The sequence below is a fragment of the Mitsuaria sp. 7 genome (assembly GCF_001653795.1).
In the GTDB taxonomy this organism is placed as follows: Bacteria; Pseudomonadota; Gammaproteobacteria; order Burkholderiales; family Burkholderiaceae_C; genus Roseateles.
In genome coordinates this window covers 209,427-222,941 of sequence record NZ_CP011515.1, presented here as the reverse complement: position 1 = coordinate 222,941, position 13,515 = coordinate 209,427, and the positions used below count along the sequence as shown (strand labels likewise).

General features: G+C 69.0%; 11 protein-coding genes. 7 read left to right on the top strand and 4 right to left on the bottom strand.

Annotation, left to right across the window (positions count from 1 at the left end; all coding sequences use genetic code 11):
* Window positions 1–192 precede the first annotated feature (192 nt).
* The 4 genes from ABE85_RS26490 (at window position 193) to ABE85_RS26475 (ending at window position 3,893) form a co-directional block, all read left to right on the top strand.
* On the top strand, window positions 193–1,323 hold the full coding sequence (locus tag ABE85_RS26490) for an aromatic ring-hydroxylating dioxygenase subunit alpha (protein WP_082939134.1): 1,131 nt from the start codon (window positions 193–195) through the stop codon (window positions 1,321–1,323).
* A gap of 138 nt (window positions 1,324–1,461) precedes the next feature.
* Window positions 1,462–2,358: a DMT family transporter gene (locus tag ABE85_RS26485; RefSeq protein ID WP_067283894.1), complete on the top strand. Its 897-nt coding sequence runs from the start codon at window positions 1,462–1,464 to the stop codon at window positions 2,356–2,358.
* Between the two features lie 6 nt (window positions 2,359–2,364).
* Window positions 2,365–3,294: a sulfurtransferase gene (locus ABE85_RS26480; RefSeq protein WP_082939132.1), complete on the top strand. Its 930-nt coding sequence runs from the start codon at window positions 2,365–2,367 to the stop codon at window positions 3,292–3,294.
* A 146-nt stretch (window positions 3,295–3,440) separates the two neighbouring features.
* On the top strand, window positions 3,441–3,893 hold the full coding sequence (locus ABE85_RS26475) for a universal stress protein (protein WP_067283892.1): 453 nt from the start codon (window positions 3,441–3,443) through the stop codon (window positions 3,891–3,893).
* 17 nt (window positions 3,894–3,910) lie between these two features.
* Here ABE85_RS26475 and ABE85_RS26470 read toward each other — a convergent pair whose 3' ends face one another.
* Window positions 3,911–4,687 carry a ZIP family metal transporter gene (locus ABE85_RS26470; RefSeq protein ID WP_067283889.1) on the bottom strand — a complete coding sequence of 259 codons (777 nt, stop codon included), beginning with the start codon at window positions 4,685–4,687 and terminating at the stop codon, window positions 3,911–3,913.
* Between the two features lie 240 nt (window positions 4,688–4,927).
* On the bottom strand, window positions 4,928–5,857 hold the full coding sequence (locus ABE85_RS26465; RefSeq protein ID WP_082939131.1) for a dienelactone hydrolase family protein: 930 nt from the start codon (window positions 5,855–5,857) through the stop codon (window positions 4,928–4,930).
* Between the two features lie 112 nt (window positions 5,858–5,969).
* Between ABE85_RS26465 and ABE85_RS26460 the strand changes: the two genes are divergently transcribed.
* Window positions 5,970–7,484 (top strand): Ppx/GppA phosphatase family protein, encoded by a 1,515-nt coding sequence (locus ABE85_RS26460; protein ID WP_067283887.1) that lies wholly within the window; start codon window positions 5,970–5,972, stop codon window positions 7,482–7,484.
* A 202-nt stretch (window positions 7,485–7,686) separates the two neighbouring features.
* Here the strand turns inward: ABE85_RS26460 and ppk1 are convergent, their stop codons facing one another.
* Window positions 7,687–9,747: a polyphosphate kinase 1 gene (gene ppk1 / locus ABE85_RS26455; RefSeq protein WP_067283885.1), complete on the bottom strand. Its 2,061-nt coding sequence runs from the start codon at window positions 9,745–9,747 to the stop codon at window positions 7,687–7,689.
* Between the two features lie 127 nt (window positions 9,748–9,874).
* Window positions 9,875–10,822 (bottom strand): UDP-2,3-diacylglucosamine diphosphatase, encoded by a 948-nt coding sequence (locus ABE85_RS26450; protein WP_197507424.1) that lies wholly within the window; start codon window positions 10,820–10,822, stop codon window positions 9,875–9,877.
* On the opposite strand from ABE85_RS26450, the gene ABE85_RS26445 reads away from it, so the two are divergent.
* Together ABE85_RS26445 and recJ are read left to right on the top strand one after the other, a co-directional pair.
* Window positions 10,817–11,749 carry a hypothetical protein gene (locus tag ABE85_RS26445; RefSeq protein WP_067283884.1) on the top strand — a complete coding sequence of 311 codons (933 nt, stop codon included), beginning with the start codon at window positions 10,817–10,819 and terminating at the stop codon, window positions 11,747–11,749. The genes ABE85_RS26450 and ABE85_RS26445 overlap by 6 nt on opposite strands.
* Entirely contained in the window at window positions 11,746–13,503 is a 1,758-nt protein-coding gene (gene recJ / locus ABE85_RS26440) for a single-stranded-DNA-specific exonuclease RecJ (protein WP_067283882.1), read from the top strand. Before ABE85_RS26445 ends, recJ begins: the two co-directional genes overlap by 4 nt.
* The last annotated feature ends 12 nt before the right edge of the window (window positions 13,504–13,515 follow it).

Sequence of the window (13,515 nt, the reverse complement as noted above, 5' to 3'; positions counted from 1 at the left end):
GGGACACCTGACACCCATCGATTTCCCCTCCACGGGCGGGCCGGGTACAATCACCGGTTCCTTTGCCCACTGCGATGCCCTAAAAGGGGGTCCGGCGGGCACTGTTTCACTTCAGCCCCCACATGCCGGTCCGTCCAATCTGGGGGGCGGCCGTCACGGTTGACATTGGAGTCTTGGAGACCCTCTTGGATCATGTCCGACCTGAGCATCCCTCTCAGCGCGCTTGAGCGCAGCAGCACGGGCAGCACGGCCCCCAACACCCCCCAGCTACCGGTCACCTCCTACTTCGACGAGGACCTGTTCCGCCGCGAACAGGAACTGATCTTCCAGCACGGCCCCCGCTACCTCGGCCACGCACTTGCCGTGCCCGAGGTCGGGGACTACTACGCCCTGCCGCAGGAAGGCGAAGGCCGCGCCATCGTGCGCAGCGCGCAAGGCCTGGAACTGATCTCCAACGTCTGCCGTCACCGGCAGGCGGTGATGCTGCGCGGCCGCGGCAACACGCAGAGCAACATCGTCTGCCCGCTGCACCGCTGGACCTACGACCTCAAGGGCGAGCTGGTGGGCGCGCCCCACTTCAAGCAGGACCCCTGCCTGCACCTGAACCGCTACAAGCTGCGGGAGTGGAACGGCCTGCTGTTCGAGGACAACGGCCGCGACATCGCCGCCGACCTGGCGAAGTTGGGCCCGCGCGGCGCGCTGGACTTCAGCGGCTACCAGCTCGACAAGGTCCACGTCCACGAGTGCGACTACAACTGGAAGACCTTCATCGAGGTCTATCTGGAGGACTACCACGTCGGTCCGTTCCACCCGGGCCTGGGCCACTTCGTCACCTGCGACGACCTGGCGTGGGAGTTCGGCCGTGACTATTCGGTGCAGACGGTCGGCGTGAACAAGGCGCTCGAGAAGCCGGGCTCCGAGGTCTACGCCAAGTGGCACGACCAGGTGCTGGGATTCTCCGGCGGCCAGTCCCCGGACCAGGGCGCCATCTGGCTGACCTACTACCCCAACATCATGGTGGAGTGGTACCCCAACGTGCTGGTGGTGTCGACGCTGTTCCCCAAGGGGCCGCAGAAGACGACCAACATCGTCGAGTTCTACTACCCGGAAGAGGTCATCGCCTTCGAGCGCGACATGATCGACGCCCAGCAGGCCGCCTACATGGAGACCTGCGTGGAGGACGACGAGATCGCGCTGCGCATGGATGCCGGCCGAAAGGCGCTGATGGAACGCGGCGACAACGAGGTCGGCCCGTACCAGACGCCGATGGAAGACGGCATGAAGCATTTCCACGAGTGGTACCGCGGGCTGATGAAGCGCTGACGCCGCATCGACGGTGCGCTGACGCGCCGTCGCCTTCGCACCCGCCCAGGTGCGCACAACGCCCCGCTCTTGCGGGGCGTTCGTTTTTGCGGCTGCCCCCCACAGGACGGACCGGCCTTCGGCGCGAGAATCGGCGGCATGTCTGCACCCCTTCTGATGGTCCTGGCGACGCTGCTGTTCGCCACCATGGGTGTCTGCGTCAAGTTGGCTTCGGCCTACTACGGCGCGGGCGAGATCGTCATGTACCGCGGCCTGGTCGGCACGCTGTTCCTGTTCGCGCTGTCGCGCGCCAAGGGGCTGTCGCTGAAGACCGCCGTGCCGGCGATGCACTTCTGGCGCAGCCTGTCGGGGGTGATCGCGCTGTCGCTGTGGTTCTTCGCGATCAGCAAGCTGCCGCTCGCGACGGCGATGACGCTGAACTACATGTCCTCGGTGTGGATGGCGCTGTTCCTGATCGGCGGCGCGGTGCTCATGGGCGCGGCCAAGGTCGATCCGCGGCTGATCATCACCGTGCTGCTGGGCTTCGTCGGCGTCGGGCTGGTGCTGCAGCCCGCGATGGAGGACCAGCAGGTCTGGCACGGCCTGGCCGGGCTGGCCTCGGGGATGCTGTCGGCGATGGCCTACCTGCAGGTGACCTCGCTGGGCCGCGCGGGGGAACCGGAGTTCCGCATCGTCTTCTACTTCTCGATGGGCGGCGTGGTCGCGGGCGCGCTGACGACGATCGTGTCGCACGGCGGCTGGCACGGCCACACCTGGACGGGCGCGGCGCTGCTGCTGGCCGTCGGCGTCCTGGCCACCGCCGCCCAGTTGCTGATGACGCGCGCCTACGGCACCGGCAAGCCGCTGGTGAACGCATCGCTGCAGTACCTGGGCATCGTGTTCTCGGCGTTGTATGGTGTGCTGATCTTCGGTGACCTGCTGGGCCTGCTCTCGTGGCTCGGCATCCTGCTGATCGTCGTCGCGGGCCTGGGGGCGACGCTGCTGCGCGCCCGGAACACGCCCAAGGACGCCCAGCATTCTGTCCAGGAATCTTGAACGACCATGACGACGCCAGCGACGCCCCACCCGGTTTCTCCCTCGACATCCCCCGAGACTCCCCCCGCCGGGTCAGGTCTTGACGGTCTGGTCACGGTCGAACAGCTGCAGGCGCTGATGGGCTCGTCGACACCGCCGCTGATCGTCGACGTCCGCTTCGACCTGGCCGACACCGCGGCCGGCGAGCGCGCCTACGCGGCCGGCCATGTGCCCGGCGCGTTCTACTTGAATCTCGACCGCGACCTCAGCGGCCCGAAGCAGGATGCCTTCGGCGCTTTCCGCGGCCGCCACCCCTTGCCGGAACGCGAGGCTTTCGCCGCGCGGCTGCGGGAACTCGGCATGACGCCGGGCCGGCAGCTCGTCGCCTACGACGCGGCCGACGGCATGTACGCGGCCCGCGTGTGGTGGATGCTGCGCTGGCTGGGCCATGCGCAGGTGGCGGTGCTGGACGGCGGATTCGCTGCCTGGCAGCAGGCCGGCGCCGCGGTGACGACGGACGTCCCCGCCAGCGCTTCGACCCCCTCCACCACCTTCCAGCCTGGCACCCCGCTCGAAGCGCCCTGGTCCGCGCAGGAACTGCTCGCCGGCCTCGGCCGGGTGCGCCTCATCGACGCCCGTGCGGGCGAGCGATTCCGGGGGGAAGTCGAACCGCTGGACACCCAGGCCGGCCACATTCCGGGCGCGACGAACCGGTTCTTCAAGTCCAACCTCACGCCGGAAGGCCGGTTCAAGCCCGCCGCGCAACTGCGCGAGGAATTCGCCGTACTGCTCGGCCCGCAGGGCGCGGCCGGGACGGTGCACCAATGCGGATCCGGCGTGACGGCCTGCCACAACCTGCTGGCGATGCACCATGCCGGCCTGCCGGGCAGCCGGCTCTACCCCGGCTCCTGGAGCGAATGGAGCGCGAACCCGCGCTTCCCGCTCGCGAAGGGCTGACCGGCGGGCTGACGCCGGCCCTTATTGACATTGCGCATGGCGCGAGCACCATGGCGAGGTCAGACTGCGAAGGCAAGTCCTGACCCTGCCTGTGGTGGGGCCCGGGTCTACCCAGCCCTACCCCGTTCGCTCGAAGGAGGCTCGCCATGTTCCAGCGCATCCTGATTCCCACCGACGGTTCCGACATCACCGCCAAGGCGATAGACACCGCCATCAAGCTGGCGAAGTTCCACGACGCCCGGCTGTTCGCCATCAGCGTCAAGGAGCCCTTCCCCTACAGCGCCGTATCGGAGATGCAGCCGACGCCGCCGCAGGAATTCTTCGACGCCCAGGAGCGCATCGCGCAGGAGCGCCTGACGCAGGTGCTCGCGCTGGCGCGGGCCCAGGGCCTGGAGATCGAGGCCCACAGCGTGGAGGCACTCCACCCCTGGGAAGCCATCATCGAACACGCCAAGCGCGTCAACGCCGACCTGCTGGTGATGGCCACGCACGGCCGGCGCGGGCTGCAGGCGCTGCTGCTGGGCAGCGAGACGCAGAAGGTGCTGACGCACTGCGCCTTCCCGGTGCTGGTGGTGCACGGCGAAGGCGCGCCGCAGTAGGCGCCTGGGCAGTCGCTTCAGTGGGCGTGCTTGCCGCCCACGACGATCAGCACGAACACGATCCCCACGCCCAGCCACAGCAGCTGCAGCACGGTGTCCTTCCACGGCAGCCGGCGTTGCAGCTGCGGGATCAGGTCGGCGACCGAGACGTAGACGAAGCTGCTCGACGCCGCCACCAGCAGGTAGGGGAACAGCTGCTGCCACGGACCCACGACGTAGTAACCCACCAGCCCGCCGACCACCGCCGCCATCCCCGACACCGCATTGAAGAACAAGGCCTTCTTGCGCGTGAAGCCGGCATTCAGCAGCACGATGTAGTCGCCGACTTCCTGCGGGATCTCGTGCGCCACGATCGCCATCGCGGTGACCCACCCCAGATGGTGATCGGCCAGGAAGGCCGCGGCGATGATGATCCCGTCGCAGAAGTTGTGGATCGAATCCCCCACCAGCACCGACAACCCACCCCGGCCCGCCTGCTCCTGGTCGAAATGGTGGTGGTGGTGATGCCCGTCCCCCTCATGGTGGTGCGTGTGGCGATACAGCTCGGCCTTCTCCAGCAGGAAGAAGAACATCAACCCGCCCAGCAGCGCCAGGAACAGGTTGTGCGGATCCGCCCCGCTCTCGAACGCCTCCGGCAGCACATGCAGCAGCGCGGTCGACAGCAGCACGCCGGTCGACAGGCTCACCAGATGCTTGACGATGCGGCTCAGCAGGCCGACCGTCAGCATCGCCGCGATCGTCACGGAGGCAAGTCCGCCGGCGAAGGTCACCAGCAGGATGTAGGTCAGGGTCATGGATAAAAAAGGCGCACCACTGAGGGTGCGCCGGATGGGGTTCTCAAAATTGTCTCAGACTCGTCAAGCCCCGCCGGTTTCGCGGGCTCTGGCATCAACTTCGTGACCGTGAGCGCGGGGGCCGGGGAAGACTTCGAGACGGTGAGCGCGGGCTCTCCACGGGGCATGGGGCCTCGCGTCCGCGAACCCCAAGCCCCATTCCGGCCCCAGCCTCTCCCGCTGACTTCGGGCCTTGGGCGTTCAGACGCCGTGCTGCTTGAACCAGGCCTGGCACCGAGCCCAGCCATCCTTGGCGGGCTCGGGCTTGTAGCTGGGGCGGTAGTCGGCGTGGAAGGCGTGGCCGGTGTCGGGGTAGACGACGAACTCGCTCGCCTTGGCGGCGGCGCTGCCCTGCTTGAGTGCCTCCTGCATCGCAGCGACCGTCGCCACCGGGATGCCGTTGTCCTGCGCGCCGTACAGGCCCAGCACCGGCGCATTCAGTTGGCCGACGACGTCGATCGGATGCTTCGGCGTCATGGCGCTGGTCTGCCCCTGCAGGCGGCCGTACCACGCCACGCCGGCCTTCACGGCCTTGCTGTGCGCCGAGTACAGCCACACGATGCGGCCACCCCAGCAGAAACCGGTGATCGCCAGCTTCGAGGTGTCGCCGCCCTGCTGCTTCGCCCAGGCGACGGCGGCGTCCAGGTCGTTCATGACCTGCGCGTCAGGCGTGCGCTGGATGATCTCGGTCTGCAGCTTGGCGATGTCCGAATACACGGTGGCGTTGCCCTGGCGCGCGAACAGGTCGGGCGCGATCGCCAGATAGCCCAGCTTCGCGAAGCGCCGCGCCACGTCGGCGATGTGCTCGTGCACGCCGAAGATCTCGCTGATCACCAGCACCACGTGGGCGTTCTTCTTGCCCGCCGGCTGGGCGACGTACGCCGGCATCTTGAAGTCGCCGACCGGGATGGACACCGGCCCCGCATCCAGGCCTTGCGTGTCGGTGGTGATCGTCTGCGCCGAGACGGGCAGCACCGCCGCCGCGAACCCGCTGCCCACCGCCGTGCCGACGAACGCCCGGCGGCTGAAGGCCCGGCCCGGCGTCAGCGCGTCGATGTCGTCGCGGATCGCGTCGGCCAGTTCAGGGGACACGCCGGCGGCGCCCTCGGCGCGGGAATCGGAATTCGTCATCTGCGGCTCCTCGGTGGATGCGTTGTGGACGGAACGCCGGATGCTAGCGCGAGTGAAGATGAAAGCACTTCGTTCCCGGAAGGGACACCAAACACCGCGACAATCGCGACCCATGACGCAAGCGCAAGTTCCCCTGATCCTGGCCGCCATCGACATGGGCTCCAACAGCTTCCGTCTGGAACTCGCCCAGTTGCATCACGGGCAGTACCGCCGCCTGGATTACCTGAAGGAAACGGTGCGCCTGGGCGCCGGCCTGGATGCGATGAGCATGCTGACCGAAGAGGCCACCGAGCGCGGCCTCGCCTGCCTGCGCCGCTTCGCGGAACGTCTGTCGGGACTGCCCGGCCGCCAGGTGCGCGCGGTCGCCACGCAGACGCTGCGCGAGGCGCGCAACCGCAACGCCTTCCTGGCGCGGGCGCAGGAGGTGCTGGGCCATCCGATCGAAGTGATCTCCGGCCGCGAGGAGGCCCGCCTCATCTACGCCGGCGTGGCCCGGCTGCAGACGGCCGAGGACCCGCGCCTGGTGATCGACATCGGCGGCCGCTCCACCGAGATGATCCTCGGCCGCGGTCCGCAGCCGGTCAGCGCCGAATCCTTCCAGATCGGCAGCGTCAGCCTGTCGATGCGCTTCTTCCCCGACGGCCGCTTCACGGCCGAAGCCTTCCGCGCCGCGCAGGTCGCCGCGGGCGCCGAGCTCGAGGAAGCCATCACCGAGTTCTCCCGCCAGTCGGCCCAACCGCGCTGGAAGCAGGCGCTGGGCTCGTCCGGCACCGTGGGCGCGGTCTCGCAGATCCTGGCCGCCAGCGGCGTGAGCCCGGATGGCTCCATCACCCTCGACGGCCTGCGCTGGTGCATCGAGCAGTGCCTGGTCGCGGGCCGCGTCGACGCACTCAAGCTCCCCGGCCTGAAGGAAGATCGCCGCGCCGTCGTCGGCGGCGGCCTGTGCATCCTCTACACGCTGCTCACGCACTTCGACATCGAGCGCCTCTACCCCGCCAAGGGCGCCCTGCGCCAAGGGGTGATCTTCGACCTCGCGGAGCGCCTGGACCCGAGCCTGCTCGCCGCCGGCCGCGACATGCGCGAACAGTCCGTCATCGAGCTCCAGCACCGCTTCGCCGTCGATCGCGACCAGGCCGGCCGCGTGCAGTCGCTGGCGCAGCGCCTGCACGCGCAGCTGTCGCCCAAGGCCGAGGAAGAACATCGCCGCGAACTCGGGTGGGCCGCGGCCCTGCATGAGATCGGCATGATGGTCTCCCATCACGACCACCATCGCCACAGCGCCTACCTGCTGTCGCATGTCGATGCGCCGGGCTTCTCGCAGAACCAGCTGCGCCGCCTCGGCGACCTCGCGCTCGGTCAGCGCGGCGGGCTGCGCAAGCTGGAAGAACAGCTGCAGGAAGAACCCATGGTCTGGCAGCTGCTCGCGCTACGGCTCGCAGCCATCAAATGCCACGCACGCACGAACGTCGACGCGGCCGACATCAAGATCCGACGCGAAGGCATGGACGTCACCATCGAGATGCGCAAGGGCTGGGCCGATACCCACCCGCGGGCGCACTTCCTGCTCCGGGAGGAGCTGGACGCCTGGGCGAAGGTCGGGAAGGTGCAGCTGGCGCTGGAGGCCTGAAGACCGGGCGCGACAGGCATGGCCCGAGCCGGCGCCGGGCGTCGAGCGGGCGCCAACTCGATTCGCTCACCTTCGGTTCGCTGCTCTCGGACAGACGGCGCCCAAGTCAGTTTTCTTGAAGCTCGACTTCGTCGCCAGCTCGGGCCATGCCCGTCCACCGGCAACGAGGACGTTGTCGAGGGTCAGGTCAGGTGAGGTCAGGTCAGAGGTCTTCGCGGTAGAGCCGCATCAGGGCCTGCTGTGCGCAGACGCTGTTCGGGTCGTCTTCCGTGCCGATGCGCTGCGAGGTGCCGTCCGGGCCCAGTTGCCACGCGTCCAGGCTGTCGTACAGATAGGGCGTCAGGCCCTCGTCGATCACGCGCTGACGCAGCTTCGCGTCGGTGATCGGCCACGCCACTTCAATGCGTCTGAGCATGTTGCGCGCCATCCAGTCAGCGCTCGACAGATACAGCGCCTCCTGCTCGTCCTTGCCCCAGCGGAAATAGAAGATCCGCGAGTGCTCGAGGAATCGACCGACCACCGAGCGCACCAGGATGTTGTCCGTCTCGCCCGGCAACCCCGGCGGCAGCATGCAGGCACCGCGCACGATCAGGTCGATCTTCGCGCCAGCCTTGCCCGCGCGGATCAGGCCGTTGATCAGCTCGGCATCGGTCAACGCATTGATCTTCAGCACCACGCGCGCGGTCTCGCCGCGACTGGCCGCCTCCTCGACCTGCGTCAGCAGCTCGCACATCGTGCGGTGCAGGTTGAACGGCGCGAGCAGCAGCTTCTTCGGCGCCTTGAACTTCGACAGCGACGCCAGCTGGCTGAACACCAGGTCCATGTCAGCCGTGATCTCGGCGTCGGCCGTCAGATACCCGAGGTCGGTGTAGAAGCGCGCCGTCTTGGGGTTGTAGTTGCCCGTGGACAGATGCCCGTAGCGACGCAGCTTCCCGCCCTCGCGGCGCGTGATCAGCATCAGCTTCGCATGTGTCTTCAGGCCGACGATGCCGTACACCACCTGCGCGCCGACAGCCTCCAGCCGCTCCGCCCAGTTGATGTTGGCCTCCTCGTCGAAACGCGCCTTGAGCTCGACCACCGCCAGCACTTCCTTGCCGCGGCGCGCCGCCTCGATCAGCAGGTCCGCCAGTACCGACTGGCTGCCGGTGCGGTAGATCGTCTGCTTGATCGCGAGCACGTCCGGATCCTCGACCGCCTCGCGCAGCAGCTGCACCACCGGATCGAAGCTCTCGAACGGGTGATGCAGCATCACGTCGCCCTTGGTCCGCAGCTTGTCGAAGATGGACTTGCCGCGCGGCAGCCGGCCCTTGGGCCAGCTCGGCTCATAGGGCTGGAAGCGCAGGTCGTCGGCGTCGGTCTGGTCGATCAGCTCGTTCAGGCGCACGAGGTTCACCGGCCCGTTGACGCGATACAGCGCCGCCTCCGGCAGATCGAACTGCTGGAGCAGGAAACGCGAGAGCTCCTCGGGGCAGGTGTTGACCACCTCCAGCCGCACCGCGCGTCCGAAGTGGCGGGTCGTCAGGCCGGAGCGCAGCGCGTGGCGCAGGTTGGCGATCTCCTCCTCGTCGACTTCGAGGTCCGAGTCGCGCGTGACGCGGAACTGCGAGAAGGCCTCGACATGCCGCCCCGGGAACAGCTCTTCCAGGTGGGCGCGGATGACGCTGGTCAGCAGCACGAAGCTCTGCTTGCCGCCGCTGATGACCGACGGCACCTTGATCACGCGCGGCAGCACGCGCGGCACCTTGACGATGGCGATGCGGTTGTCGCGGCCGAGCGCGTCCTTGCCCGACAGCCGGGCAATGAAGTGCAGCGACTTGTTGCCGACCTGCGGGAACGGATGCGCCGGGTCCAGGCCCACGGGGACCAGCAGCGGACGCACCTCGCGCTCGAAGAACTTGGCGACCCACGCGCGGATCTCGTCGGTGCGGTCGGCGTGGTTCAGGATCTGGATGTTGTGCTCGCGCAGCGCGGGCATGACCTGGTCGTTGAAGATCGCGTACTGCTCGTCGATCAGGTCGTGGGCGGCGCGGCCGACCCGCTCGACGTCGCGCGGCGTCACCAGCCCGCTGCCGTCGCGCTGCACGTCCAGCATGTCGGCGAAACGCACCTCGAAGAACTCGTCGAGGTTGCTGGACACGATGCAGATGTAGCGCAGCCGCTCCAGCAGCGGCACGTCGACGCGCTGGGCCTGGGCCAGGACGCGCCGGTTGAACTCGAGGATCGCGTTTTCGCGGTTGAGCAGCGGGACGTCAGGCAGAGTCATGAACCCATTCTATGAAGCTGGTGTGACAGCCCAATGACCCTCTTTCGGGCGGGTCTCGCCCGGTTTCCGGGTTCCGATTTCCCGGTTTCCCGACTACCGCTTTGATCGATCTGGTCGATCTGGTCGATCAGGCCGGCTGGCGCATCGCGGCGGCCAGCGCATCGGCCGTCCCCTGAGCCGCGATCTGGCGCTGGCGCTCGGCCCAGTCCAGGATCTCGAGGTGGCCGTCCGGATGCTCGACCAGCGCGGTGAGGCTCTCGACCCAGTCGCCGTCGTTGGCGTAGGTGATGCCGTCGATGTCGCGCAGCTCCGCGTGGTGGATGTGGCCGCAGACGACGCCCTGCACGCCGCGCTTGCGGGCCTCCCGGGCCAGCGCCTGCTCGAACTCGCCGATGAACGACACGGCGCGCTTGACCTTGAGCTTCAGGTACTTGCTCAGGCTCCAGTACGGCAGGCCCAGGCGCGCGCGCAGCGAGTTGAGGTGGCGGTTCAGCTTCAGCGTGAACTCATACAGCGTGTCGCCGAGGTGGGCCAGCCACTTGGCATGCTGGATGACGCCGTCGAAGAGGTCGCCGTGCGTGACCCAGAACTTGCGGCCGTCGGCGGTCTCGTGGATCCACTCGTGCGCGACCTCGATGCCCCCGAAGCTGTGCTGCAGGTACTTGCGCGCGAATTCGTCGTGGTTGCCCGGCACGTAGATCACGCGGGTGCCCTTGCGCGCCTTGCGCAGCAGCTTCTGGACGACGTCGTTGTGCTCCTGCGGCCAGTACCAGCTGCGCCGCAGCTGCCAGCCGTCGACGATGTCGCCGACGAGGAAGAGCTGCTCGCACTCGACTTCCCGCAGGAACTCGAGGAGCGCCCTCGCCTGACAGCCCGGCGTGCCCAGGTGCAGATCGGAGATCCACACCGTCCGCACACGGATCGAACCGCCCTCGTCGGGTTCCGCCGCCCCGGCCACGGGCGGTTCGTTCGAAAGCGCGGCGGCCATGAAGGTGTCGGTCAGCATGGCCCCACAGGTTGCCGACGCCGGATGAAAGCTTGATGACCGGACCCCCGATAATCCCCCGCCATGCATCTGATGATCCCCTTTGCCAGCTCGCTGGACCCTCATTTCGAGGGCGCCCTGCGCGAGCTGGAGCTGCCCGACCTGAGCCGCCTGCTCGGGTTGCTGGCCCCGGTGGAGGACGTCGGCGATGCCGACGAGACCTCCCCGCTCCCTCCCCACGAACAATTCCTGGCGCGCCTGCGCGGCGTTGCCGACCCGCATCCCCCGATCGCCGCCTGGCGCGTGCGCGCCGCCGGGCAGGATCCCGCCGACGCCGCCTGGGCGCTGCTGACGCCCGCCCACTTCGCCATCGGCACCGAGGGCGTCACCGCGCTCGGCCCCGAGACGCTGGATCTGGATGAAGCCGAATCCCGCGCCTTCCTCGACGCGCTGTCGACCGCGCTGTTCCCCGCCGCCGAAGGCTGGCGGACCGCGTGGCTGTCCACCGGCGAGTGGGCGGTCGCGCACGACGCGCTCGACGGCCTCGAAGCCGCCAGCGCGGATCGCGTGCTCAATCGCGGTGTCGAGACCTGGTACCCGCGCGCGCGCCGGCTGCGCACGCTGCTCAACGAGGCCCAGATGCTGCTGCACGATCACCCGCTCAACCAGGCGCGCGAGGAACGCAGGCTGCGCCCGCTGAACGCCGTCTGGATAGGCGGCGGCGCACGGGAGCGGGGTCATGCGCTGCCCGCCGACCTCATCGTCGATGACCGCTTGCGCGCACCGATGCTGACCGGCGACCTCTACCGCTGGAGCGAGAGCTGGAAGGCGCTGGACCAGGGCCCGATCGCGCAGGCGCTGGACGCCGCGCGCGCGAACGCGCCCGTCTCGCTCACGCTGAGCGGCGAGCGTCTCGCGCGCACCTGGAGACGCCAGCCTGCCGGCGGCTGGCAGCGATTGAAGGAACGATTCGCGGCCCCCAGCGCCGTCGTCGCCACCGCCCTGGAGAACCTGTGAGCAGTCCCCGCATCCTGACCCGCGACGTCCCGCCGGACTCCGCCCACGCGCTGCAGGAGGCGGGCTTCTCGCCGCTGCTGTCGCGGCTCTTCGCGGCGCGGGGCGTGCTGTCGCGCGACGAGCTAGATCCGGACCTGAAGCACCTGCTCCCGCCCGAAGGCCCGCTGGGGATGCTCGGCATCGACAAGGCTGCGGTGCTGCTGGCCGACGCGATCACCGCGGGCGATCGCATCTGCATCGTGGCGGACTACGACTGCGACGGCGCCACCGCCTGCGCGGTGATGCTGCGCGGCCTGGCGCTGCTCGGCGCGCAGCCGGGCACGGTCAGCTACGTCGTGCCCGACCGCGCGGTGCACGGCTACGGCCTGACGCCGACGATCGTCGAGCTGGCGATGAAGCATGAGCCGAAGCTGCTCGTGACCGTGGACAACGGCATCGCCAGCCATGCCGGCGTGGCCTTCGCGCGCGCACTCGGACTGAAGGTCCTCGTCACCGACCATCACCTTCCCGCGGTCACCGCCGACGGTCAGCCGACGGTGCCCGACGCCGATGCGCTGGTGAATCCCAACCAGCCCGGCTGCCCCTTCCCCGGCAAGAGCCTGGCCGGTGTCGGCGTCGCGTTCTACGTGCTGACGGTGCTGCGCGGGGAACTGCGCCGCCGCGGCGCCTTCGGCGCCCCGGGTGATGGCGTGCCGCCGCGCCTCGACGGCCTGCTCGACCTCGTCGCGCTGGGCACCGTCGCCGACGTGGTGCGGCTCGACGCCAACAACCGTCGCCTGGTGGCGCAAGGCCTGCGCCGGATGCGCGCCGGCCGCATGCAGCCGGGCGTGCAGGCGCTCTTCACCGCGGCGAGCCGCGACTCGTCGCGCGCCAACAGTTTCGACCTCGGCTTCGCGCTCGGTCCGCGCATCAACGCCGCCGGCCGCCTGGACGACATGACGCTGGGCATCACCTGCCTGACGACGGACGACAGCGAGCAGGCGCTGGCCCTGGCGCGCGAGCTCGACCGCATCAACCGCGAGCGTCGCGAGATCGAAGCCGGCATGCAGGAGCAGGCGCTCGCGCTGCTCGAACGCCTGATGACGGACCCGCGCCTGAACGGCGCGCCGCCGCCCGCGCTCGCGCTGTTCGACGCCGATTTCCACGAAGGCGTCGTCGGCATCGTGGCCTCGCGGATCAAGGACCGGCTGCACCGCCCGGTCTTCGTCTTCGCCGAGGGCGCGGACGGGCAGCTCAAGGGCTCGGGCCGCTCGATCCCCGGCTTCCACCTGCGCGATGCGCTGGACCTGGTCTCCAAGCGCCATCCGGAACTCCTGAAGAAATTCGGCGGCCACGCGATGGCGGCGGGATGCACGCTGGGGCCGGGCGGCGTCGACGCCTTCCGCACCGCCTTCGAGGACGTCGCGCGGGAATGGCTGGACGAGGCCTCGCTCACCCGCACGCTGCGCACCGACGGCCCCTTGCCGCCGGAAGCCTTCTGCGCCGAAACGGTCCAGGAGCTGGAAGCCCAGGTCTGGGGCCAGGCCTTCGAGGCGCCGCTGTTCTGCGACCGTGTGCAGGTCGTGAACCAGCGCATCGTCGGCGAGCGCCACCTGAAGCTGCGCCTGCGCCAGGGTGCCTGGATCCGCGACGCCATCTGGTTCGGCCACACCGAGCAGTTGCCTGAGCAGGTCACGCTGGCCTACCGCCTGAGCCTGGATGAATTCCAGGGGCAGCAGCGCGTGCAGATGGTCGTGGAGGCGATGGCCGAATAGCTCGGCCGGCGC